This window comes from Kitasatospora sp. NPDC059973, from assembly GCF_042737525.1.
In the GTDB taxonomy this organism is placed as follows: Bacteria; Actinomycetota; Actinomycetes; order Streptomycetales; family Streptomycetaceae; genus Kitasatospora.
In genome coordinates this window covers 1-23,347 of record NZ_JBHWUI010000098.1, presented here as the reverse complement: position 1 = coordinate 23,347, position 23,347 = coordinate 1, and the positions used below count along the sequence as shown (strand labels likewise).

22 protein-coding genes and 2 riboswitches are annotated in these 23,347 nt (G+C 71.7%); of the genes, 10 read left to right on the top strand and 12 right to left on the bottom strand.

From position 1 onward, the window contains the following. Window positions 1-82 precede the first annotated feature (82 nt). The 4 genes from ACFWA9_RS24900 to ACFWA9_RS24885 form a co-directional block, all read right to left on the bottom strand. Window positions 83-1,231 carry an NlpC/P60 family protein gene (locus tag ACFWA9_RS24900; RefSeq protein ID WP_352287058.1) on the bottom strand — a complete coding sequence of 383 codons (1,149 nt, stop codon included), beginning with the start codon at window positions 1,229-1,231 and terminating at the stop codon, window positions 83-85. A gap of 10 nt (window positions 1,232-1,241) precedes the next feature. Beyond that, window positions 1,242-1,395: riboswitch (cyclic di-AMP (ydaO/yuaA leader) on the bottom strand. Window positions 1,396-1,718: 323 nt separating this feature from the next. Continuing rightward, complete coding sequence (locus tag ACFWA9_RS24895) at window positions 1,719-2,762, bottom strand: NlpC/P60 family protein (RefSeq protein ID WP_329487301.1); 1,044 nt, start codon at window positions 2,760-2,762, stop codon at window positions 1,719-1,721. A 211-nt stretch (window positions 2,763-2,973) separates the two neighbouring features. Beyond that, on the bottom strand, window positions 2,974-4,518 hold the full coding sequence (locus tag ACFWA9_RS24890; RefSeq protein ID WP_380389861.1) for an NYN domain-containing protein: 1,545 nt from the start codon (window positions 4,516-4,518) through the stop codon (window positions 2,974-2,976). Between the two features lie 76 nt (window positions 4,519-4,594). Continuing rightward, complete coding sequence (locus ACFWA9_RS24885) at window positions 4,595-4,846, bottom strand: hypothetical protein (protein ID WP_329487305.1); 252 nt, start codon at window positions 4,844-4,846, stop codon at window positions 4,595-4,597. A 202-nt stretch (window positions 4,847-5,048) separates the two neighbouring features. Between ACFWA9_RS24885 and ACFWA9_RS24880 the strand changes: the two genes are divergently transcribed. Both ACFWA9_RS24880 and ACFWA9_RS24875 read left to right on the top strand, forming a co-directional pair. After that, on the top strand, window positions 5,049-5,831 hold the full coding sequence (locus ACFWA9_RS24880) for a rhomboid family intramembrane serine protease (RefSeq protein ID WP_352287053.1): 783 nt from the start codon (window positions 5,049-5,051) through the stop codon (window positions 5,829-5,831). Between the two features lie 41 nt (window positions 5,832-5,872). Then, the gene (locus tag ACFWA9_RS24875) at window positions 5,873-6,154 is read left to right on the top strand and encodes an Lrp/AsnC ligand binding domain-containing protein (RefSeq protein WP_329487307.1); all 282 of its coding nucleotides are present in this window, start codon (window positions 5,873-5,875) and stop codon (window positions 6,152-6,154) included. A 10-nt stretch (window positions 6,155-6,164) separates the two neighbouring features. Here ACFWA9_RS24875 and ACFWA9_RS24870 read toward each other — a convergent pair whose 3' ends face one another. The 3 genes from ACFWA9_RS24870 to ACFWA9_RS24860 form a co-directional block, all read right to left on the bottom strand. Beyond that, window positions 6,165-7,529, bottom strand: coding sequence for an aminotransferase class V-fold PLP-dependent enzyme (locus ACFWA9_RS24870; protein WP_359802640.1), 1,365 nt, complete (start codon window positions 7,527-7,529; stop codon window positions 6,165-6,167). Between the two features lie 51 nt (window positions 7,530-7,580). Continuing rightward, window positions 7,581-7,698: riboswitch (SAM riboswitch) on the bottom strand. A gap of 147 nt (window positions 7,699-7,845) precedes the next feature. Continuing rightward, entirely contained in the window at window positions 7,846-8,922 is a 1,077-nt protein-coding gene (gene trpD, locus ACFWA9_RS24865; RefSeq protein WP_380389858.1) for an anthranilate phosphoribosyltransferase, read from the bottom strand. Between the two features lie 122 nt (window positions 8,923-9,044). Further along, entirely contained in the window at window positions 9,045-9,470 is a 426-nt protein-coding gene (locus ACFWA9_RS24860) for a hypothetical protein (RefSeq protein WP_329487310.1), read from the bottom strand. A 395-nt stretch (window positions 9,471-9,865) separates the two neighbouring features. On the opposite strand from ACFWA9_RS24860, the gene ACFWA9_RS24855 reads away from it, so the two are divergent. From ACFWA9_RS24855 to ACFWA9_RS24835, 5 genes are all read left to right on the top strand, one after another. Further along, complete coding sequence (locus ACFWA9_RS24855; protein WP_073923280.1) at window positions 9,866-10,486, top strand: heme-copper oxidase subunit III; 621 nt, start codon at window positions 9,866-9,868, stop codon at window positions 10,484-10,486. 187 nt (window positions 10,487-10,673) lie between these two features. Next, window positions 10,674-11,483, top strand: coding sequence for a c-type cytochrome (locus ACFWA9_RS24850; protein WP_329487311.1), 810 nt, complete (start codon window positions 10,674-10,676; stop codon window positions 11,481-11,483). Then, window positions 11,480-12,550, top strand: a complete 1,071-nt coding sequence (locus tag ACFWA9_RS24845) for a Rieske 2Fe-2S domain-containing protein (protein WP_380389855.1) — start codon at window positions 11,480-11,482, stop codon at window positions 12,548-12,550. Before ACFWA9_RS24850 ends, ACFWA9_RS24845 begins: the two co-directional genes overlap by 4 nt. Continuing rightward, entirely contained in the window at window positions 12,547-14,208 is a 1,662-nt protein-coding gene (locus ACFWA9_RS24840; RefSeq protein WP_329487313.1) for a ubiquinol-cytochrome c reductase cytochrome b subunit, read from the top strand. The genes ACFWA9_RS24845 and ACFWA9_RS24840 overlap by 4 nt, the downstream gene beginning before the upstream one ends. Window positions 14,209-14,311: 103 nt before the next feature. Further along, window positions 14,312-14,695: a GntR family transcriptional regulator gene (locus ACFWA9_RS24835; protein WP_380389853.1), complete on the top strand. Its 384-nt coding sequence runs from the start codon at window positions 14,312-14,314 to the stop codon at window positions 14,693-14,695. Between the two features lie 28 nt (window positions 14,696-14,723). On the opposite strand, the gene ACFWA9_RS24830 is transcribed toward ACFWA9_RS24835, so the two are convergent. The 4 genes from ACFWA9_RS24830 to coxB form a co-directional block, all read right to left on the bottom strand. Further along, window positions 14,724-15,983, bottom strand: coding sequence for an Ig-like domain-containing protein (locus tag ACFWA9_RS24830; protein ID WP_380389851.1), 1,260 nt, complete (start codon window positions 15,981-15,983; stop codon window positions 14,724-14,726). A 165-nt stretch (window positions 15,984-16,148) separates the two neighbouring features. Continuing rightward, window positions 16,149-16,565, bottom strand: coding sequence for a cytochrome c oxidase subunit 4 (locus ACFWA9_RS24825; RefSeq protein ID WP_329487316.1), 417 nt, complete (start codon window positions 16,563-16,565; stop codon window positions 16,149-16,151). Beyond that, window positions 16,565-18,340 carry a cytochrome c oxidase subunit I gene (gene ctaD / locus ACFWA9_RS24820; protein ID WP_380389849.1) on the bottom strand — a complete coding sequence of 592 codons (1,776 nt, stop codon included), beginning with the start codon at window positions 18,338-18,340 and terminating at the stop codon, window positions 16,565-16,567. Before ctaD ends, ACFWA9_RS24825 begins: the two co-directional genes overlap by 1 nt. Then, a complete protein-coding gene (gene coxB / locus ACFWA9_RS24815) occupies window positions 18,337-19,191 on the bottom strand; it encodes a cytochrome c oxidase subunit II (RefSeq protein ID WP_329487317.1) in 855 nt (284 codons plus the stop codon). The genes ctaD and coxB overlap by 4 nt, the downstream gene beginning before the upstream one ends. A 367-nt stretch (window positions 19,192-19,558) precedes the next feature. Between coxB and ACFWA9_RS24810 the strand changes: the two genes are divergently transcribed. Then, window positions 19,559-20,998: a cysteine desulfurase/sulfurtransferase TusA family protein gene (locus ACFWA9_RS24810; RefSeq protein WP_380389847.1), complete on the top strand. Its 1,440-nt coding sequence runs from the start codon at window positions 19,559-19,561 to the stop codon at window positions 20,996-20,998. 22 nt (window positions 20,999-21,020) lie between these two features. Here ACFWA9_RS24810 and ACFWA9_RS24805 read toward each other — a convergent pair whose 3' ends face one another. Beyond that, on the bottom strand, window positions 21,021-21,998 hold the full coding sequence (locus ACFWA9_RS24805) for a carbohydrate kinase family protein (RefSeq protein ID WP_352287038.1): 978 nt from the start codon (window positions 21,996-21,998) through the stop codon (window positions 21,021-21,023). A 250-nt stretch (window positions 21,999-22,248) separates the two neighbouring features. On the opposite strand from ACFWA9_RS24805, the gene ACFWA9_RS24800 reads away from it, so the two are divergent. Further along, window positions 22,249-22,467: a hypothetical protein gene (locus ACFWA9_RS24800; RefSeq protein WP_329487320.1), complete on the top strand. Its 219-nt coding sequence runs from the start codon at window positions 22,249-22,251 to the stop codon at window positions 22,465-22,467. 104 nt (window positions 22,468-22,571) lie between these two features. Then, entirely contained in the window at window positions 22,572-23,303 is a 732-nt protein-coding gene (locus ACFWA9_RS24795; protein WP_380389845.1) for a hypothetical protein, read from the top strand. Window positions 23,304-23,347 lie beyond the last annotated feature (44 nt).

The following is a 23,347-nucleotide window of genomic DNA, read 5'->3' as shown; positions in this document are numbered from 1 at the left end:
GGACATCAGCACGGCCCGGCACGAAAGCCGCAGGCCCGGCCTCCCGCGAGGGGAGACCGGGCCTGCGGGAGCAGACGTCGGATCAGACGCGCACGATGGCCGAGATCGGCAGCATGCTGGCGGTCTCGTACCGGACGTTCGCGCCGGGCTTCGGCGCGTGGATGACCTGGCCGCCACCGACGTAGAGCGCGACGTGGCTGCGGTCCGCACGGTAGATGATCAGGTCGCCGGGCTGGGCGTTGGCGATGTTGGTGCCCACGTTGGTACCGGCGGTGGCCTGGGACTGCGAGGTGCGCGGCAGCGACACGTCTGCCTGGGCGTAGGCCCAGCTGGTCAGGCCGGAGCAGTCGAAGGAGCTCGGACCGGCCGCGCCGTAGACGTACGGGGCGCCCAGCTTGCTCTCCGCGGCGGCGATCGCGGCGGCGGCGCGCGAGCCGTTTGCGGCGGGCGCGGACGGCGCGGCGGCGGCGGGCTTGGCGGCCGGCGAGGACGGGGCGGGCAGCTGGTCGCGGGTGTTGTCGCGGGAGGCGCGGTCGGCGTCCGCCTTGGCCTTGGCCTCGGCCTTGGCGGCGTCCGCCTTGGCCTTCGCCTCGGCGGCGGCCTTCTCCTCGGCCGCGCGCATCGCCTGGCGCTCCTGCTCGGACAGCGAGTTGTACAGGTCCTGGGCCTTGGCCAGCTTGCCCTGGACCTCCTCCTTGGAGGCCTTCAGCTGCTGGGTGGTGGCTTCGAGCTCGCCGAGCTTGCCCTGGGCCTCGTTGCGGTCCTGGTCGAGCCTGCGCTGCTGCTCCTGGAGGTCCTTCAGCGCACCGGACTGCGTGCTGCCGGCCTGGTTGATGGCACCGGCCTGGCTGAGGAAGCTGTCCGGGCTGGACGAGAGCATCAGCTGCACGGTCGGCGATATGCCGCCGTTGCGGTACTGCTCGCCGGCGATCTCGGCGAGACCGCCCTGGGCCTCGGTCACCGCGGCCTGCTGACGGGCCACCTTGTCCTGCAGCTCACCGACCTGCTTCTGCAGCTCCTGCTGCTTGGCCTGGGCGCCGTTGAGCTTCTCGGTGGCCTGCTCGGCCTGCTCGTTGAGCTGGTCGATCTGCTCCTTGACCTGATCCTTGGTCGGCGTCGGGTCGGCGTGGGCGCCGGACTGCGCGGAGAGCGCGACCGCCGCGGCGGCGACACCGGTCAGAATCGAGACCCGGGCACGGCCGGCGGGCTTGGGACGACGATGGGACGCCACGAAGGCGGACTCCTTCTTCCTACGTCCGCCTACCGGGTGAGCTGACGGGTTCGGGCCGGAAGCGTGCCCTACGACGCCTCACCGACCGCACGACGGTCGACCTGGCGCCGATTCACCCCGGAGGAACATGGTTCCCCGGCTCCGTTCCACAGCGCCCCCGACTACTGGACTCCCCGTCGGGCAGATGCTCTGCCCCGCTGCTTCACGAACTCGGCGGTAAACCTCCGCCGCCACCCCTGCTGGGTGATCGACTGTGCGGTGGTTCGAGGCATGACCCTAGTAACAGAACCGTGATCCGTTCAAATCCTTGTCAGAAAAATGCCGGAAGAATATCCAAGTTCATTTGTGAATATGACCGGGTGTGATCACGCGCCCACATGGAGCTGATCGTTTGTCATGATGCGGCCGCAGACACCGACGCCACCCCCGGTTCCGGGGGTGGCGCGGATCACAGGGCCGGATCCCGGCCCGTGGGCATGTCGGTCCGTCAGACCCGGCGGATCGCGTTGATCGGCATCGCGTCGGCCTTCATCACCTTCACCACGTCACCGGTGTGCGGCGCGTGGACCACCATCCCGTTGCCGATGTACATCCCGACGTGGCTGCGGTCCGGGCGGTAGATGATGAGGTCGCCCGGCTGGGCGTCGGCCAGCGAGGCCACCTTCGAGCCGTAGTTGGCCTGCGCCTGCGAGGTGCGCGGCAGCGAGACGCCGGCCTTCGCGTACGACCAGACCATCAGACCGGAGCAGTCGAAGGAGTTCGGGCCGACCGCGCTCCAGACGTACGGCGAACCCTGCTTGCTCATCGCGTTGGCGACGGCCTGCCCGGCGAAGCCGCTGCCCTGCGGCAGGCTGCTCAGGTCGGTGCGCTCGCTGCCGCGCGAGGCCCGGTCGGCCTGCTGCTGGGCGGCCTTCAGCGCGGCCCGGTCGGCGGCGCTGAGCGAGTTCAGCAGGTCCTGGGCTTCCTTGAGCTTCTTGTTGACCTCGGCCTTGGACTGGTTCAGGTCCTTGGTCGTGCTGTCCAGCGAGGCGAGGACGGCGGCCGCCTCGGCCTTCTGCTGGTCCAGCCGGCGCTGCTGGTCCTGCAGGCCCTTGAGCGCCTCGGTCTGGCTGGAGCTGGCCTGCTGGACGCTGGCGGCCTTGTCCAGGTAGCCGGACGGGTCGGAGGCGAGCATCAGCTGGACGGACGGGTCGATGCCGCCGGTCCGGTACTGCTCGGCCGCCACCTCGGCCAGCCCGCCCTGAAGCTGGGTCATCTGGTCCTGGCCGCGAGCCACCTGGTCCTGGAGCTGGTCCGCCTGCTTGCGCAGCTGGTCCGCCCGCTCCTTGGCACCGTTGAACTTCTCGGTGGCCTGCTCGGCCTCCTCCTGCAGCTGGTCGACCTGCGCCTTCACGTCCTCCTTCTTGGGGGACGGGCTGGGCGCGGCGTGGGCGCTGACCTGGGCCGAGAGGGCGACCGCGGTCGCAGCGGCAGCGGTCAGCACGGTGACCCGTGCACGGCTCGACTGCTTGGGACGGCGGTGGGTGGCCAAGTGACCGGCTCCTTCTTCCAACGGACTCACCCGAACGAGTGAGAATCCGGAAAATAGGTTTGACGCCAGACCCTAGTGAAGATCCACGCTTTGCGCCACTCCCCCGATGGCGTGAACTCCCGCCCCCCGCCATGACTTCACGGGATCCACACATCCCCGCAAACCGGGCGCTGACCAGGCGTCATCTCCTGCCGGCCGGCCCCGGCCGAGCTCAGGGCCGGGCCAGTCGGTTCAGCAGCAGCACCGAGGCTACAGGGCGCGCGCCCGCCTTCCGCACGCCCTCCGCGACCTCCCGGTCGGTGGAGACCACCACCACCGGCCGGCCCTGCGGCTCGGCCCGCACCAGGCGGCGGATCAGTTCGTCGGCGGTCTCCCCGGTCCGGCTGAACCGCACCCGGACCCCGCGCGGCGGCGCCAGGATCACCGGCACGTCGAGGTCCTGGCCGTCGAACACGCAGGTCACCTCCGCCTGCGTGCGCTGGGCCAGCATCGCCAGCCCGCCCAGCAGCCGGATCCGCTGCTGCTCCAGCGGGAGCGCGGGGTAGCCGGTCTTGGTCACGTTGTAGCCGTCCACCACCAGGTGGACCTGCGGGATCGCCAGCAGCTGGTCCAGCAGCGCCGGGTCGTCCTCGGCCAGCCCGCGCCGCGCCACGTCGTTCGGCGAGGCCGAACCCGGCACCACCGCCTCGACCAGGTCGGCCGGGCGGATCTGGGAGACCGGCAGGGCCAGCTCCCGCTGGAGCCCCTGCGCCGACTGCAGCACGGTGTCCAGCAGCAGCCGCAGCCGCATGTCCTCGACGCTGCGCCCCTCGCGGGCCGAACGGCGGCCCTGCTCGGCGGCGTTCTCCAGCTCGGAGATCCGGTGCCGCAGCCGCCGCGCCTCGCTCTCGGCGGCGCCGCGCTCGACGCCCGTCTGCGCCTTCAGGGCCTCCAGCTCCCCGGTGACCCGGCGCGTCTCGGCCTGGGCCCGCCGGGTGTCGCTCTCCAGCGAACGCACCTTCTTGCGCAGCGACTCCACCTCCTTGCGGACGTCCTCCGACTCGGCCCGCTGCCGGTCCAGGTCCGCCCGGGCGGCGGCGCGCACCTCGGCCAGCTCCGCCTGCAGCTTCTCGGCCAGCCGGGCCGCCTCGGCCGCCGCGCCCTCGGCGCCGGCCCGCTCCGCCTCCTCGCCGGCCTCGACGACCAGGCGGCTCCAGCCCGCCGACCGGACCAGGTAGGCGGCGGCCGCCACGTCCATCGGATCGGCGGCGCCCGGCACGCTGCCCGACTCCAGCGCCCGGACCAGGTCCGGCTGCCCGAGCCGCAGCCGCTCCGCTATCCGCACCCGGAACGCCGGCTCGGACTCCAGCGCCGCGGCGAGCGCGGTGGCGGCGTACTTGGCCCGGCGCGCCGGGGTGAACTTGGCGTACGGGCGCAGCGTCTGCGGCAGCTCCGCGACCGGCAGCCCGCCGAGCGCGTCGGCGGCGAGGCCCACCACACGCCGGCGCACCCCCTCGGGCAGCGGCCGGTCGAGCTTCTCGGCCGCGCGGGCTGCCGCCGGCTCCTCACCGCCGGAGCCGCCGGCCTCCTCGCCGTCGACCTCCTCGGCGGGGGCGCCGGTGCCGGGCGCGGCGGCCTCGACCGCGTCCGGTGCCTGCGCGTCCACAGCGGGCTGCCGCCCCTGCGGCCCGGCGGGCTCCTGCGCTGCGTCCACCACGTCCTCGGCTCCGATCCTCGCCAGCGGGGTACGGCCGTCGGCCGTACCCCTGGTCGTCACGCTCCGTGCGCTCTGTCTGTATTGTCCCGCGCGGCGGACGGCCGTGCCGCGCACCGTCCACCGCGCGGGGCGGGCATCAAGCCTGCTCGGCGGCCTCGGCGCCCGGACGGGCCACCAGTTCGACCTGGTCCACCGCGTTGCACCAGCGGCAGCGCACCGACTCGATGGTCTCGCTGTGCACCTCGGTCTCCTCCACCTTGGACTCGCCGGCCAGGTCGAAGTGCAGGAACTCGGTCACCCGGGCGGTGCGGGTGACGTCGAAGCGGGTCAGGTTGCCGCACAGGGTGCAGCGCCAACGCGTCTCTGCGGTCAGGGCGGGGACGGTCATCGGGGGTCCTCTCGGGTGGTCCCTGGGTGGGCTCAGGCGCTCCCCCCGGAGCCCCGGCATCGGCGGCGGGAGGCGGGATTGCCCGCCCCAAGCCTATTGCCTGGGGCAACCACCCCGGCCACCGGTCACGGCGATCGCGGGGGTGGTCCACCTGCCGTACAGCGCGGTGTCGCCCGGGCCCGACGGAGGGATGCTTGGTCGCATGGCGATCCCGGTCCTCGACCACACCGGCGCGCGGGACGGCCCCCCGGCCGCGCCCGTCCCGGCCGTCAGCTACGCGCTGATCGCGCTGAACGTGCTGGTCTTCCTGCTCGGCCCGGCGGCCGGGCTCAACCCGCTGTACGGCCGCGGGCAGGACCGGGTCTGCGCGGAGCAGCGGTACGAGCAGCGCTGGGGCGCCGTCCCGGCCGAACTGCTGGCCGGACGGCCGCTGAGCGCCGAACAGGTGGCCGAGGCCCCCGACCCGGTGCCGGGCTGCCCGGCCGCCCCGACCCCCGGCAAGCACCCGGCGATGTCCGTCCTCAGCGGGCTCTTCGTCCACGCCGGCTGGCTGCACCTGCTGGGCAACCTGCTCTTCCTCCAGGTCTTCGGCCCCACCGTGGAGGCCCGCTTCGGCCGGGCCCGGTTCGCCCTCTTCTACCTGGCGGCCGGCTCGCTGGCCACCTACGGCTTCGCGCTGGCCGAGGCGCACTCGGCGGACTCCACCCGGGTCCTGATCGGCGCCTCGGGGGCGATCGCCGGCGTGCTCGGCGCCTACCTGCGCCTGCACCCGCGGGCCCGGGTGACCACCCTCGTCCCGCTGCTGCTCTTCCTGCCCCTGCGGTTCCCGGCCTGGCTGGTGCTCGGCCTCTGGTTCGCGCTCCAGTGGTGGTCGGTGCACTCGGCGGGGCCGGGCGTCGCCTACCTGGTCCACGTGATCGGCTTCTCGGCGGGGTTCCTGTACGCCTGCACGCTGGCCACCCGCCCCTCGCGACGGCCCCGCTGACGCCCGATACCCTGGCGGCACCTCACAAAGGAGCCCGAACAGTGATCACCGCCATCGTCCTGATCAAGACCAGCGTCGACCGCATCCCGGAGATCGCCGAGGCGATCGCGGCCATCGAGGGCGTCAGCGAGGTCTACTCGGTCACCGGCGGCTACGACCTGGTGGCGATGGTGCGGGTGCGCCGGCACGACGACCTGGCCGAGGTGATCCCCGGCCGGCTGAACAAGGTCCCGGGCGTGGCCCACACCGAGACCCAGATCGCCTTCCGCACCTACTCCCAGCACGACCTGGAGACCGCCTTCGCGCTCGGCCTGGGCGAGTAGCCTCCCCCGTTCAGCCCTCGCGCCGGGTGTCCGCGACGCAGCGGCCGCCCTCGTTGCGGTAGTTCCAGGCCGCGCCGTCCGTGACCAGCTCGCGGACGGCGGTCAGGAACCGGTCGATGTGCTCGTCCGGGGTACCCGCGCCGAAGCTGACCCGGATCGCGTTCAGGCTGCGCTCCCCCGGCAGCGACGCCTCCGGCGCACCGCACTCGGACGGCGCCACGTCCTCGTCGCCGAGCAGGGTGCGCACCAGCGGGTGCGCGCAGAACAGGCCGTCGCGCACCCCGATGCCGTACTCGGCGGAGAGCGCGGCCGAGAAGTGCGAGCTGTTCCAGCCCTGGACGACGAAGGAGAGCACGCCCACCCGGGCCGAGTCCGCGCCGAACAGGTTCAGCACCCGCACCTGCGGGACCTCCGCCAGCCCGGCCTTCAGCCGGGCGATCAGCTGCTGCTCGCGGGCCTCCAGCGCGTCGAAGCCGGCCTCGGTCAGGGCCCGGCAGGCCGAGGCGATGGAGTAGACGCCGATCACGTTCGGCGAGCCGGCCTCGTGCCGGGCCGGGCCGGTGTGCCACTGCACGGCCACCGAGCCGTCGGCCTCCCGGGCGACCGTGCGGGTGGCGCCGCCGCCGGCCAGGTACGGCTCGGCCGCGTCCAGCCAGTCGGCCCGGCCGGCCAGCACCCCGGCGCCGAACGGCGCGTAGATCTTGTGGCCCGAGAAGGCGATCCAGTCCACGCCCAGCTCGCGCACCGAGACCCGGTGGTGCGGGGCGAGCTGCGCGGCGTCCAGCACCACCCGGGCGCCGTGCCGGTGGGCGGTCTCGGTGAGCTCGGCGACCGGCCAGAGCTCGCCGGTGACGTTCGAGGCGCCGGTGACGCAGAGCAGCTTGGGGCCCTCGGGGGCCTCGGCCAGCGCGGCGTCCAGCGCGGCGACGGCCTCGGCGTGCGAGCGCGGGGCGCGCAGGTAGGTGACGCTCAGCCCGGCGTGGCGCCAGGGCAGCAGCGAGGCGTGGTGCTCGGTCTCGAAGGCGAAGACCCGGGTGCCGGCCGGGACGGCGCCCGCCAGCAGGTTCAGCGAGTCGGTGGTGGCCCGGGTGAAGACCACCTGGTCGCCCTCGCGCAGGTCGAGGAAGTCCGCGACGGTCCGGCGGCTCTGCTCGAAGAGGTCGGTGGAGAGCTGGGAGAGGTAGCCGGCGCCCCGGTGCACGCTGCCGTAGTAGGGGGCGTAGGCGGCGACGTCGTCCCAGACCCGCTGCAGCGCCGGGGAGCTGGCGGCGTAGTCGAGCGCGGCGTAGGTGACCTTGTCACCGTTGACCAGCGGGACCTCGACGTCGTGGCCGAGGACGGGGAGCGGGGCGCAGATCTCGGTGGCGACGGACATGGGGGTGCACTCCTTCGACGGGTAAGGACCCCGGAGGTGCGTGTCAGCCGGCGTCCGCGCTTGTCACGCGGACGGTTCGCCGCGAGACCCGGTCCTCACCCAGGGCACCCCGCCACGGACGGAGGGTTGCCGGACAGCCAGCTGGGGCTTGACGCTGTCACTCATGACCTGGCGAAGACTCTAGGTCGCGTCCGCCGAGTGGTCAAACAGGGGTCCGCCATCCGGACAGCGGTCCACCGCCGGGGCCCGGCGACGGCCCCGCCGGACGCGCGAAGGGCCCGCGGGGAGGCATCCCCCCGCGGGCCCGACCGCCGCTTCACACCCGGGTGGTGGCCTCCGACCAGCGCCGCAGCAGATCCTGCGCGGCGCCCGAGTCGATGGCCGCCGCGGCCCGCTCCATCCCGGCCGCCAGCTGCTCGGCGAGCGGCGCGTCGGTGAGGTCCAGCGCCACCAGCGCCGTCGCCGTGTTCATCAGGACGGCGTCCCGCACCGCCCCGCGCTCCCCGGCCAGCAGCCGGCGCGCGACGTCCGCGTTGAACGCCGGGTCCCCGCCGCGCAGCGCCTCGATGTCCACCAGCCGGACGCCGACGTCGCGCGGGTCGAAGGAGGTCTCGGTGACCTCGCCGTCGCGCACGATCCAGACCCGGGAGGTGGTGGTGACGGTCAGCTCGTCCAGGCCGTCGTCGCCGCGGAAGACCAGCGCGGTGGACCCCCGGCGGGCCAGCACCCCGGCGATCAGCGAGGCCAGCCGGGTGTCGAAGCAGCCGATCGCGTGCGCGGTGACCTTGGCCGGGTTGGTCAGCGGGCCGAGGGTGTTGAAGGCGGTCGGCACCCCGAGCCCGCTGCGGGCCGGGGCGGTGTGCCGCATCGCGGGGTGGAACCTGGCCGCGAAGCAGAAGGTCAGTCCGACCTCCTCGGCCACCTCGGCGACCCGCCGGGCCGAGAGGTCCAGGTTGACGCCGAGCTTCTCCAGCACGTCCGAGGAGCCGCTCGCCGAGGAGGCCGCCCGGTTGCCGTGCTTGACCACCTTGGCACCGGCCGCCGCGGCGACGATCGCCGACATGGTCGAGATGTTGACGGTCTTCGCCCGGTCGCCGCCGGTGCCCACGATGTCGACCGCCGGGCCGGGGATGGAGAGCGGTTCGGCGTGCGCGTACATCGAGTCCACCAGGCCGACGATCTCGTCCACCGTCTCGCCCTTGGCCCGCAGGGCGACCATGAAGCCGGCCATCTGCACCGCGGAGGCCTCGCCGCTCATGATCCGGTCCATCGCCCAGGCGGTGTCCGCCCGGTCGAGGTCCTCGCCCCGCAGCAGCGCCGACAGGATGTCCGGCCAGGTGCGGACCACCTGCACGGGGTCCTTGCCGCCGTTCGCAGGGTTCACGTTCACCATGGCTGACTCCAGCTCTTGTCGGTTCCCCGAGGGGTTCCCCGTAAGGATGGAGCCAGCCTATCGAGCGGCGGGACGCCTCCGCCCCGCCGTCGCCTTCACTTCTCTCCCACTGAGACGCGGTCCTACCGGGCGGCCGGCGCCCGCTTCGCCAGCCGGGCCCGGAGCAGCGTGGCGGCCGCCTCGGCCAGCGCCACCGGGTCCACCGGGTGGGAGATGGCCGCGTCGGCCCGGCTCCAGGCGGCCAGCCAGGAGTCCTGCGGCCGGCCGATCACCACCAGCACCGGCGGGCAGCCGTAGATCTCGTCCTTCAACTGCCGGGCGAGCCCGAGGCCGCCGGCCGGGACCGCCTCGCCGTCCAGCACGCAGAGGTCCACGCCCCCCTTCTCCAGCGCCTTCAGCACCGCGGGGGTCGTCGCGCACTCCAGGTAGGTCAGCTCCGGCAGATCCTCCGCGGGCCGGCGGCCGAGGGCCGTCAGCACCTGCTCGCGGGTGTTGCGGTCGTGGCTGTAGACGAGAACGGTCAGCGTCTCGTCGGTGGTGTACGCCATGGGCCCTGCTCCCTCAAGTGTGATCCGGACCACGTTCGTCTCAACCCGGATGCTACTCCCGATCACCGCCCGCCGAGCCACTCCCGCGCGATCCATCTCAAGCCGCCGCGCCCACGACTCACCCGCCCGGAGGACAGGCCGTCACCCCCGCAGTCGCGGTCCACCCGTACGGCCGACCCGAGGGCCTTTCCCTTACTCCCGGCGGACCCCGAACGAGTGGAGCGACACGCTGGGCATCAGGGTCGAAGATGCCTTCGAAGAACCGTCAGAAAAGGGACACGCCCCTGCTCAGCCGCCATCCGGGCGTCCCGGCGGGCCCCACCGGGGCATACCGCACGCACCGGACACTCCGAGGGACACCCCCCGGCGTGAAGACGGAATAAGGGACCGACATAATGTCCGTCGTGGCGACAGCAACAGCAGTAGAAACCGGGCACGCGCACGGATCGGTCAACCGGCCGAACATGGTCAGCGTCGGAACGATCGTCTGGCTCAGTTCCGAGTTGATGTTCTTCGCGGCCCTCTTCGCGATGTACTTCACGCTCCGCTCCGTCAAGGGAGCCGAGTTCTGGAGCGAGAAGGCGCACGCCCTCAACGTGCCCTTCTCCTCGGTCAACACCACGATCCTGGTGCTCTCCTCTCTCACCTGCCAGCTCGGCGTGTTCGCGGCCGAGCGCGGGGACGTGAAGAAGCTCCGCTCGTGGTTCGTCATCACCTTCGTGATGGGCGCGATCTTCATCGGCGGCCAGATCTTCGAGTACACCGAGCTGGTCAAGAAGGACGGCCTCTCGCTGTCCTCCGACCCGTACGGCACGGTGTTCTACCTGACCACCGGCTTCCACGGTATGCACGTGACGGGTGGTCTGATCGCCTTCCTGCTGGTCCTCGGACGGACGTACGCAGCCAAGCGCTTCACGCACGAGCAGGCCACCGCCGCCATCGTGGTGTCGTACTACTGGCACTTCGTCGACGTCGTGTGGATCGGCCTGTTCGCGACCATCTACCTGATCAAGTAACCAGCTGATCAGGTCGCTGGCCACCGGCTCCGGGTCCCGCCCTCACCGGCGACGGCCCGATTTGCCGGTGCCTACGCTCCCAACCGACCGACCGCGCGCGCAGCCCTAGACAGGCAGCCTCGTGCCGGCCAGACCGGCCGCCGGGTGCACCCACCAGTCGACCAGATCCTGACACCGGGGTTATTCCGTGAAAAAGCTCTCCGCACGACGGCGCCACCCATTGGCGGCGCTGGTCGTCCTACTTCTCGCCCTGGCGGCAACCGGGGGGCTGTACGCCGCGTTCGCGCCCGCCGACAAGGCGCAGGCCGACGTCGCCGCGCAGTCGCTCGCGATCGATGAGGGCAAGAAGCTCTTCGCCGTGGGCTGCTCCTCCTGCCACGGCCTGAACGGCCAGGGCAGCAGCGACGGTCCGAGCCTGGTCGGCGTCGGCTCAGCCGCGGTCGACTTCCAGGTCGGCACCGGCCGCATGCCGGCCCAGCAGCCCGGCGCCCAGGTGCCGAGCAAGAAGAACATCTACTCGCAGGCGGAGATCGACCAGCTCGCCGCCTTCGTGGCTTCGCTCGGCCCCGGCCCGGTCATCCCGACCGAGGAGCAGTACACCTCGACCAACCCCGAGGACCTCTCCAAGGGTGGCGAGCTGTTCCGCACCAACTGCGCCCAGTGCCACAACTTCGCCGGCCAGGGCGGTGCCCTGACCCAGGGCAAGTACGCCCCGTCGCTGGAGGGAGTGGACGCCAAGCACATCTACGAGGCCATGCAGACCGGCCCGCAGAACATGCCGTCGTTCCCGGACACCACCATGCCCGAGGAGCAGAAGAAGCAGATCGTGGCCTTCGTCCGCCACACCACCAACGATGAGCCGAACCCCGGCGGTCTCACGCTCGGCAGCCTCGGTCCGGTGACCGAGGGCCTGTTCGGCTGGATCTTCGGTCTCGGCACGCTCATCGCGGTCGCGATCTGGGTCGCCGCCCACACCACCAAGGCCAAGAAGTCATGAGCCACGACATGTCAGAAGAGAAGCTCCCGGAGTCACACGGCTCCGCCGGACACCACGAGGTGGCCGCCCACGGCGATCCGTTCGCCGACCCGGGCCTGCCGGCCCACCAACCGCGTCGCACCGACATCGACGAGCGGGCCGCCCAGCGGGCCGAGCGCCAGGTCTCGCTGATGTTCGTGGTCTCGATGCTCGCCACCGTGGGCTTCATCGCCTCCTACGTGGCCATCGACCCGGACAAGATCGTCTACATCTTCCCGCTGGGCCACGTCAGCGCGCTGAACTTCGCGCTGGGCATGACCCTGGGCGTCGCGCTGTTCTGCATCGGCGCGGGTGCGGTCCACTGGGCCCGCACCCTGATGTCGGACCACGAGATCCCGGCCGAGCGTCACCCGATCGAGGCCGACGACGAGGTCCGCGCGGACGTCATCGAGCAGTTCAGGACCGGCGCCGCCGAGTCCGGCTTCGGCCGCCGCAAGATGATCCGCAACACCCTCATCGGTTCGATGGCCCTGGTGCCGCTGTCCGGCGTCGTGCTGCTGCGCGACCTGGGCCCGCTGCCCGAGGACAAGCTGGAGCACACCGGCTGGCGCGAGGCCACCGATGTGAAGCCGCTGCAGCTGATCAACATGAACACCAACCAGCCGATGAAGGCCGAGGACGTCATCGTCGGCTCGCTGACCTTCGCCATGCCGGAGGGTCTCAGCACGCACGACGAGGACTTCCAGCAGCAGATCGCCAAGGACGCCCTGATGCTGGTGCGCATCGCACCGGAGGACATCAAGGACACCGAGTCCCGGGAGAAGGGCTTCGAGGGCATCCTCGCCTACTCCAAGATCTGCACCCACGTCGGCTGCCCGATCAGCCTGTACGAGCAGCAGACCCACCACGCGCTCTGCCCCTGCCACCAGTCGACCTTCGACCTGGCGGACGGCGCGCGCGTCATCTTCGGCCCGGCCGGCCACCCGCTGCCGCAGCTGAAGATCACCACTGACGAGAAGGGCTTCCTGGTCGCCACCGGCGACTTCGACGAGCCCGTCGGCCCGAGCTACTGGGAGCGTGCTCGATGAGTAGCGCGAGCAGCACCACCTCCGGTGCCGCCAAGCCCGCCGGCAGCACGCGTGCCAAGCCCGCCAACAAGTGGGAGCAGGCTGCTGACTGGACGGACGGCCGGCTGGGGATCTACTCCCTCGCCAAGGCCAACCTGCGGAAGATCTTCCCGGACCACTGGTCCTTCATGCTGGGCGAGATCTGCCTCTACACCTTCGTCATCATCATCCTGACGGGCGTGTACCTGACGCTGTTCTTCAAGCCCAGCATGGGCGAGGTCATCTACGACGGCTCGTACATCCCGCTCAAGGGCATCCCGATGTCCGAGGCGTACGCGTCGACGGTGGACATCAGCTTCGAGGTCCGCGGCGGCCTGCTGGTCCGCCAGATCCACCACTGGGCCGCGCTGGTCTTCGTGGCCGCGATGCTCGTGCACATGATGCGCGTGTTCTTCACCGGCGCGTTCCGCAAGCCGCGTGAGATCAACTGGGTCTTCGGCTTCCTGCTGCTGGTCCTGGGCATGTTCGACGGCTTCTTCGGCTACTCGCTGCCCGACGACCTGCTCTCGGGCACCGGTATCCGCTTCATGGAAGGCGCGATCCTCGCCGTCCCGCTGGTGGGCACCTACATCCAGATGTTCCTCTTCGGCGGCGAGTTCCCCGGCCACGACATCGTGCCGCGGTTCTTCACCATCCACGTGCTGCTGATCCCCGGCATCATGCTCGGCCTGCTGGTCGCGCACCTGATCCTGGTCTTCTACCACAAGCACACCCAGTGGGCGGGCCCGGGCAAGACCGAGAAGAACGTCGTCGGCATGCCGCTGATGCCGGTCTACATGGCCAAGGCCGGTGGCTTCTTCTTCCTGGTCTTCGGTCTCATCGCCGCCGTCTCGGCGATCGCCACGATCAACCCGATCTGGGCGTACGGCCCGTACCGCCCCGACCAGGTGTCCACGGACGCCCAGCCGGACTGGTACATGGGCTTCTCCGAGGGCCTGATCCGCGTCATGCCGGGCTGGGAGATCGGCCTGTGGGGCCACACCCTGAACCTGGGTGTCTTCGTCCCGCTGATGATCTTCCCGCTGGTCCTGGTCGCGATCGCGGTCTACCCGTTCATCGAGTCCTGGGTCACCGGCGACAAGCGCGAGCACCACATCCTGGACCGCCCGCGCAACGCGCCGGTCCGCACCGCGCTGGGCGCCGCCTGGATCAGCCTGTACCTGGTGCTGCTGGTCGGTGGTGGCAACGACCTGTTCGCCACCCACCTGCACCTGTCGATCAACGACATCACGTACTTCGTCCGCGTGGGCTTCTTCGTGGTGCCGGTGCTGACCTTCATCGCCACCAAGCGCTGGTGCCTCGGCCTCCAGCGCCGGGACAAGGAGAAGGTGCTGCACGGCCGCGAGACGGGCGTCATCAAGCGCCTGCCGCACGGCGAGTTCATCGAGGTGCACGCCCAGCTGCCGCAGGCCGACCTGCACAAGCTCACCTCGCACGAGCAGCCGCCCGTGTTCGAGCTGCCGGCCGAGACGGACGAGAACGGCGTGGCCGCCAAGGCCGGGCTGATCCCCCGTACCCGGGCGAAGCTCTCCCGCGGCTTCTACGGCGAGGGCAGCCGGATCCCGAAGCCGACCGCCGAGGAGCACCACGAGATCACCAGCGGCCACGGCCACCACTGATCCCGTACGCATCCCCCGCGTCACCCCCGAGGGCCGCCGACCAGAGTTCTTCCTGGTCGGCGGCCCTCGGGCTTTCCCGTCCGCCCCACCGTCAGGAGCCCCCGTGGAGCTGTCCGTCGACCCCGCCGCCGCCACGCCCCCGTACGAGCAGATCCGGGAGCAGATCGCCGAGCGCGCCCGCACCGGTGACCTGCCGACCGGGCTGCGGCTGCCCACCGTCCGGGCCCTGGCCGAGCAGCTCGGGCTGGCGGCCGGGACGGTGGCGCGGGCCTACCGCGAGCTGGAGACCGACGGGGTGGTGGAGACGCACGGCCGGCGCGGCACCCTGATCGCCGCCACCGGGGACACCGCGCACCGGCTGGCCGCCGCCGCGGCCACCGAGTACGCCGAGCGGGTCCGGCGGCTCGGCGTGCCGGAGGCGGACGCCCTGGCGGCCGTGGCGACGGCGCTGCGGCTGGCCCGCCGGGAGCCCGGCCGGGAGGGCTGAGCGGCCCGGGCCGGGGCCGGGAGGGGCGTCAGAGCTCCGGGCGGATCATCCCGGTGGCGGGGGCCCGGGAGGCCGGCGGCGTGGTGCTGACGGGCTGTCCGAGGGCGCTGTGCTTGACCCAGTCGGTCCAGGCGATGTTCCAGTCCCCGAAGCCGTTGCCGAACGACTCCATGCTCGGACCCTGGCTGTTGACCACCGTGACCAGGTCGCCGATCCGGGTGTTCTGGTAGAACCACTTCGCGTTCTCGGTGCTCATGCCGGTACAGCCGTGGCTGACGTTCGCCACCCCCTGCGAGCCCACCGACCAGGGCGCGGCGTGCACGTACTCGCCGCTCCAGGTCACCCGGGTGGCCCACTCGACGTTGAGGTCGTAGGCCTCCGAGCTGCCGGCGGCTATGCCGATCGTCTCGCCGCTCATCCGCACCTGGCGCTCCTGTCCGAGCACCACCTTGACGCCGTTGCGGGTGTCGAAGCCGGGCTTGCCGGTGGTCACGGGTATCGTCCGGACCACCTCGCCGCCACGCGTCAGGGTGAGTTCGTGGGTGGCGGCGTCCACCACCGACTCCACCCGCTCGCCGATCCGCAGGGCCAGCGCGGCGCGGTCGCCGCCGTAGAGGCCGTCCGCGATCCGGCTGCCGGTGCCGTCGTAGACCAGGCTGACGGTGGTGCCGGTCGGCCAGTACTCCTCCGGCCGGAAGTGCAGGTTCTTGTCGTCCACCCAGTACCAGCCGCCGGTGACGGCGGGCTGCGAGGTGACGGCCAGGGCGCGCTCGACCTCCTGGCGGGCCTGCGGGTCCTTCACCGCCTCCGAGAGCTGGACGGTGAGCGGCTGGCCGACGCCGTAGAGGCCGGTGCCGGAGGAGTCCGGGCCGAGCTTGGCGGTGAGCAGGCGCTGGCCCGCCACCGTGCTGAAGCCGGCGGTGGTCTCGCCGCGACCGCCCTTGCCGTCGTCGGCGGCGATCCTGACGGTGTAGGCGGTGGCCGCCTTGAGGCGCCCGGTGGTCTGCCAGCTGAGCTGGTCCGCCGAGAGCTGTCCGGCCACCACCCGGCCGTCCGGACCGACCACCGTGACGTCGGTGAGCCGGCTGCCGGGTACCGCCGTCACCGTCACCGGCTGGGACGGATCCACCGTCCCGGTCGCCGAGAGGTGCACCAGCGGGGCCGCGTCGACCCGGTGGACGGCGCCCGGGGCGTCGTCCTCACCGGACGAGCAGGCGGCCAGTGGGGCCAGTACGACGAGAGCCAGCGAGATGCTGCCGATACCTGCGGTTCCGCGCCTGTCGGCCATGACCGCCTCCGAGGGTTCGCACGATTGATCAGATCGTAGGAACGTGAAGCGGCGGAGCGACATCCGAGCGACCCCCCGTTCGCCCAGGGGGGTGAGGCCGTCACTCCGGGGACGCAAAAGGGCCGGGCATCCTTTGCGGAATGCCCGGCCCTGTGCGAGGGAGACCTACTGGTTCTGGTTCTCGCCCCGGTAGAACTCGAAGACCCAGCCGAACAGGCCGATCAGGATGATCGGGATCGACCAGTACAGCAGCCACCAACCGAAGATCACGCCCATGAACGCGAGCGCGCCACCGATCGCCAGCGAGAGCGGCTGCCAGCTGTGCGGGGCGAAGAAGCCCAGCTCGCCGGCGTCGTCCGCGACCTCGGCCTCGGGGTTGTCACCAGCGCCGCTGTCCACCCGGCGGGCGGTGAAGGCGAGGTAGTACCCGATGAAGGCGCAGAGGGCGAAGGCGAGGAACAGCGCGGTGGTACCGGCGGCCTCCACCCCGAGGTCGGAGTGGTTGGTCCAGACGCCGTAGGTGATCGCCATCGCGAGCGTGAAGACCGCGAGGCCCAGGAAGATCTTGCCCTGTTCCTTCATCAGGCGTCGCCTTCCTTCTTGCCCTTGCCCAGCTGCGGGACGTCGTACTTGGCCGGGGTCACACCGGCGAGGTGCTTGGCCGGCTCACCGTGGTTCTCCAGGTAGTCCAGCGCGGCGATCTCCGGGTAGTGGAGGTCGAAGGCCGGCGATTCGGAGCGGATCCGGGGCAGCGTGAGGAAGTTGTGCCGCGGCGGCGGGCAGGAGGTCGCCCACTCCAGCGAGCGGCCGTAGCCCCACGGGTCGTCCACCTCGACCTTCTCGCCGTACTTGGCCGTCTTCCAGACGTTGTACAGGAACGGCAGGATCGACAGGCCGAGCAGGAACGAGCCGATGGTCGAGACGGTGTTCAGCGTGGTGAAGCCGTCCGCGGCCAGGTAGTCGGCGTAGCGGCGGGGCATGCCCTCCGCGCCGAGCCAGTGCTGCACCAGGAAGGTGGTGTGGAAGCCGATGAAGAGCGTCCAGAAGGTCATCTTGCCGAGGCGCTCGTCCAGCATCTTGCCGGTCATCTTCGGCCACCAGAAGTGGAAGCCGGCGAACATCGCGAAGACGACGGTGCCGAAGACCACGTAGTGGAAGTGGGCGACGACGAAGTACGAGTCCGAGACGTGGAAGTCGATCGGCGGGGAGGCGAGCAGGACACCCGTCAGACCACCGAAGAGGAAGGTGACCAGGAAGCCGACCGTCCAGAGCATCGGGGTCTCGAAGCTCAGCGAGCCCTTCCACATGGTGCCGACCCAGTTGAAGAACTTCACACCGGTCGGGACCGCGATCAGGAAGGTCATGAAGGAGAAGAACGGCAGCAGCACCTGGCCGGTGACGTACATGTGGTGGGCCCACACCGTCACGGACAGACCGGCGATCGCGATGGTGGCCGCGATCAGGCCGGAGTAGCCGAACATCGGCTTGCGGCTGAAGACCGGGATGATCTCCGACACGATGCCGAAGAACGGCAGCGCGATGATGTACACCTCGGGGTGGCCGAAGAACCAGAAGAGGTGCTGCCAGAGCAGCGCCCCGCCGTTGGCCGGGTCGAAGACGTGTGCCCCGAATTTGCGGTCCGCCTCCAGGGCGAACAGCGCGGCGGCCAGGACCGGGAAGGCCAGCAGGACCAGCACGGCGGTCAGCAGGACGTTCCAGACGAAGATCGACATCCGGAACATCGTCATGCCGGGCGCGCGCATGCAGATGATCGTGGTGATGAAGTTGACCGCGCCGAGGATGGTGCCGAAGCCGGAGAAGGCCAGGCCCATGATCCACATGTCGGCGCCGATGCCCGGCGAGCGGACGGCGTCCGACAGCGGGGAGTAGGCGAACCAGCCGAAGTCGGCCGCACCCTGCGGGGTGACGAAGCCGGCCACCGCGATGGTCGAGCCGAACAGGTACAGCCAGTACGCGAACATGTTCAGACGCGGGAACGCCACGTCCGGGGCGCCGATCTGGAGCGGCATGATCCAGTTCGCGAAGCCGGCGAAGAGCGGCGTCGCGAACATCAGCAGCATGATCGTGCCGTGCATCGTGAACGCCTGGTTGAACTGCTCGTTCGACAGGATCTGGGTCCCGGGACGAGCCAGCTCGGCGCGCATGACCAGGGCGAGGATGCCACCGATCAGGAAGAAGGCGAACGACGTGCCCAGGTAGAGCGTGCCGATCGTCTTGTGGTCAGTGGTGGTCAGCCACTTGATGATGGTCGAACCCGGCTTCCGGGTCCGCTGCGCCCCGACCGTGACGGCCCCGGCGCCCCCGCCGGCCGCGGCGGGCTCGTTGAGGATGGTCACTTCTCTTCACTTCCCATGGTCGTGATGCCGGAGGGCACCGCGCCGGTCTGGCCCTTGGCCCGGAGGTCCGCCAGGTGCTTGTCGTACTCCGCGCGGTCGACGACCTTCACGTTGAAGAGCATGCGCGAGTGGTCGACGCCGCAGAGCTCGGCGCACTTGCCCATGTACGTGCCCTTGACGGTCGGGGTGACCTCGAACTTGTTCACCACGCCCGGGACGACGTCCATCTTCATCATGAAGTTGACGGGCCAGAAGTCGTGGATGACGTCACGAGAGGTCAGCCGGAACTGGACCGACTCGTTGACCGGCAGGTACAGGGTCGGCACCTCCTTGGGGGTGCCCACGTCGTACGCGGCGTCCTTGTTGGCCGGGTCGGGGTTCTCGGTGTTCTCGTAGTTGAACGCCCAGCTCCACTGGAAGCCGACCACGTTGACCGTGTGCTGCGGCTTCTCGGAGACGGAGATCAGCCTCGACTCGTCGCGGGCGACGAAGTAGAAGAGAACCGACACGATGATGATGGGGACCGCGGTGTAGAGCGCCTCGATGGGCACGTTGTACCGGGTCTGCGGAGGGACCTGCACACCGGTGCGGCTGCGCCGGTGGAAGATCACGCTCCAGATGATCAGACCCCACATCAGTACGCCGACCACCAGCGCCGCGATCCAGGACCCCTGCCACATGTGGAGGACCAGCGGCCCTTCCTCGGTGACGGGGCTCGGGAGGCCAAGCCTGGGGAGGTCGTTGGCCGAGCAGCCGGTGGCGGTCGCGATGACGAGGCCCAGTGCCAGCGCCTGAGGCAGCTTCCGCCGCATCGTGCGCCGCGGCGAGCGGTCGGAGCCGTTGGGACTCACGTAGCGCCTTCCCGAAGTCTCGCCCGCCTTCGCGTCGCCCCGCGGAGGTTTGTGAGCCTCCCCGGCGACCCGTCCACGGGCACGGTTTGAATGCTTATGCGGGCCAAACCCTACTCCAGCCTTATGCGCTGCTGACGGGCAGGTCCCGGTAACGCGCCGCCCGGTCGCCCGATCAGGCCCCGCAAGGGCTGCGCCGCAGGTCATCGTAGGCATTAGAGGTCCGTACGCCCGATCGGGGGATGACCTCGAACAACGTGGGTGACGGCCCGTCGGACGAGGACGAATCGGACATTCGGGTTGATCGTCTGACGGTCGGTGAGCGTGGCCGACGGCCGGAACGCGACCGGGAGTGTCGTTAAATGTGACCGTGTACTTCGATGTGGCGTCCACGGCCCCGCTCCACCCCGTCGCGCGGCAGGCGCTGACCGCCGCGCTGGACGAGGGGTGGGCCGATCCGGCCCGGCTCTACCGCTCCGGGCGGCAGGCCCGGATGCTGCTGGACGCCGCCCGCGAGACGGTCGCCGAGGTGCTCGGCGCCCGGGCCGACGAGATCTCCTTCACCACCAGTGGGACCCAGGCCGTCCAGACGGGCATGCTCGGCGCGCTGGCGGGCCACCGGCGCCGGGGCGCGCACCTGGTGCACTCCGCGGTGGAGCACTCCAGCGTGCTGCACACCGCCGAGCGCTGGGAGCACTCCCGGCCGGGGGCCGGCGGCGAGGTGGGCGTGGTACCGGTCGACCGGTACGGGCGGGTGTCGCCGGAGGGGTTCGCGGCGGCGCTGCGGCCGGACACCGCGCTGGCCGTGCTCCAGTCGGCCAACCACGAGGTGGGCACGGTGCAGCCGGTGGCCGAGGTGGCCGAGGTCTGCGGTGACGTCCCGCTGCTGGTGGACGCCGCGCAGAGCGTCGGGCGGGTGGACGTCCCGGGCGGCTGGTCGCTGCTGACGGCCAGTGCGCACAAGTGGGGCGGCCCGGCCGGGGTCGGCGTCCTGGCGGTGCGCAAGGGGGTCCGGTACGCCTCGCCGCTGCCGGCCGACGAGCGCGAGGGCGGCCGGGTGCCGGGCTTCGTGAACGTCCCGGCGATCGTGGCCGCGGCCGCCTCGCTCCGGGCGGTGCGGGCCGAGGCCGAGCGGGAGAACACCCGGCTGCACGCGCTGGTCGAGCGGATCCGGGCCCGGGTGCCGCGGTCGGTGCCCGAGGTCGAGGTGGTCGGCGATCCGGTGCGACGGCTGCCGCACCTCGTCACCTTCTCCTGCCTGTACGTCGACGGCGAGGTGCTGCTGACCGAGCTGGACCGGGCCGGCTTCGCGGTCTCCTCCGGTTCGTCCTGCACCTCCTCCACCCTGACGCCGAGCCATGTGCTGGCGGCGATGGGCGTGCTCACCGAGGGGAACGTCCGGGTCTCGCTGCCGTTCGGCGCGGCCGGGGCCGACGTCGAGCGGTTCCTCGCGGTGCTGCCGGAGCTGGTGGCCCGGGTCCGCGCCCCGCTCGGGCTGGACCTGGCGCTGCCCGGGCCGGCCGGGGAGCCGGCGGGCGCCCCCGGGCCGGAGAGCGGCGCGCCGGTGGCCGACGCGCTGGTGATCGACGCGCTGGGCAAGCGCTGCCCGCTGCCGGTGATCGAGCTCGCCAAGCGGATCGGCGAGGTGCCGGCGGGCGGGACGGTCGCGGTGCTGGCCGACGACGAGGCGGCCCGGCTGGACGTCCCGGCCTGGTGCGGCATGCGCGGCCAGGAGTACCTGGGCGAGGCCCCGGCCGCCGACTTCGGCGGCGACCGGGGCTCGGCCTACCTGGTGCGGCGCACCACCTGAGCGGGTACGCCGGACCGCTCGGCTACTTGACCAGGTGCGCCCGGACCTCGGCGGCGGCCTCGGCCCCGTACGCGGCCTCGAAGCGCTGCAGGAAGGCGAGCGGACGCAGCTCGTACTCCTGGGTGCCGACGGTCTCGATCACCAGGGTCGCGAGCATGCAGCCGAGCTGGGCGGAGCGCTCCAGGTCCAGCTCCCAGGAGAGACCGGCCAGGAAGCCGGCCCGGAAGGCGTCGCCGACGCCGGTCGGGTCGACCTTGGCCTCCTCGGGCGCGCAGCCGACGACCACCGGGGCCTCGCCCTTGCGGTCGATCCGCACGCCCTTGCTGCCGAGGGTGGTGATCCGGGTGCCCACCCGGGTCAGGATCTCCTCGGCGTCCCAGCCGGTCTTGGTCTCGATCAGCGCGGCCTCGTACTCGTTGGTGAACAGGTACGCGGCGCCGTCGACGATCTCGCGGATGTCCTCGCCGTCCAGGCGGGCCAGCTGCTGCGACGGGTCGGCGGCGAAGGCGTAGCCGCGGGTCCGGCACTCCTGGGTGTGGCGGACCATGGCCTGCGGGTCGTCGGCACCGATCAGCACGAGGTCCAGCCCGCCGACCCGGTCGGCGATCGGCTTGAACTCGATGTTGCGGGCCTCGGCCATGGCACCGGTGTAGAACGAGGCGATCTGGTTGTGGTCCTCGTCCGTGGTGCACATGAAGCGGGCCGTGTGGCGGGTCTCGGAGATGTGGACCGAGCGGCAGTCCACGTTGTTGCGCTCCAGCCAGCTGCGGTACTCCCCGAAGTCCGCGCCGGCGGCGCCGACCAGGATCGGGCTCAGCCCGAGGACACCCATGCCGAACGCGATGTTCGGCGCGACACCGCCGCGACGGATGTCGAGGGTGTCGACCAGGAAGGACAGCGACACGGTGTGCAGCTGCTCGGCCACGAGCTGGTCGGAGAACCGACCGGGGAACGTCATCAGGTGGTCGGTCGCGATCGAACCGGCGACGGCGATACGCACGGGAGGTCTCCTCAGGAGGGCGGCATGGGCCACGGGAAAGCAGGGGGCGGAACCCACCCACGGTACCGGGCGGGGGGCGGGCGGCAGCAAGAGCGCCCCTCCTGGCACCGGCCGCCGTCGAACGTGTACTACCCCCGGGTAGCTCTGGTGGGGGCCGGACGGGCGGCCTAGGGTCGCTGGCAGGGGCCGGTCCGGCCCTGACCGAGCCGTGGCAGTGCGGCCGCGGCACCGTGGATCGGAGCGATGCCCGATGATGCCAAATCACCACCCGCTGCGTGTTCCGCCCGCCCTCAAGGGCGACGCCGACGGCGAGACGCTGGACGCGCTGGTGGACTCCTCCCGGCAGCTGCGCCGCTTCTGGCCGCTGCTGGCGACCGGCCCGGAGCCCAGCGCTCCCGCCCCAGTCGGATTCAGCGTCTCCTCCGGGGCCCAGCGCCTGGTCGCGGGGATGGCCGAGTACGGCATGTGATCCTCCCCGGGGGGCGGGCGGGAACCGGATTCGTCCGAGGCACGTCACATCCGCGCGGTGCGGCCGTGGAGGCGGCGCCGCCGAAACCCTCGGGAGGATGTCAGATGGACCTGGAGACGATGCCCCGGCGTACCGGTGGAGCACGGCCCGCCCGGCCGGGCCGACGGCGGGCGGCGGCCCTGGCGGGTCTGCTGCTGGCGGCGGCCGCGCTGGCCGGCTGCGGGGACGGTGACGGCAAGGCGGCCGCGGATTCGGCCACCGGTTCGGCCTCGCCGTCGGCGAGCGCGACGCCCTCGCCCGGCTCCCCCGCCCCGACGACCGCCACCACCGCGCCGTCGGCCCCGGACTCGCCGCCGGCGGCGACCCCGCCGACCGATCCGACGGCGAGCACCCCCGACCCCCGGCCGACCGGCCCCGCGCCGGGCACCGGCCCGGGCCAGACGCCCACCCCGGTGCCCACTCCCCCGCGGGAGGGCATCGCGGTCGGCGAGCCCGACCCGAACGGCCGGCCGGCCCACCCCGCGATCACCTACCGGGTGGACGGGAGCAAGCTGACGGTCTGGTTCTACGGCGGGATCTGCGAGAAGTACGCGCTGAAGGCGGACGAGTCCAAGCCCGGACGGGTGGACGTCCGCGTCACGGTGGCGGCGCCGATGCCGGCCGGGCAGGCCTGCGCCGAGCTGGCCAAGCGGCAGACGGTCACCGCCGACCTGAAGCAGCCGCTGATGGGCCGGGCGGTGACGGACCTCGCGACCGGTCAGCCGGTGCCGCTGGAGAGCGACCCGCACGTCGGCCCGGACCCGGCCGGCCCCGGCCCGGAGATCGGCGGGAAGTAGAGCCCGTGGCCCGGTACGGGAAAACGGCGAGGGCGGCCCCGGAG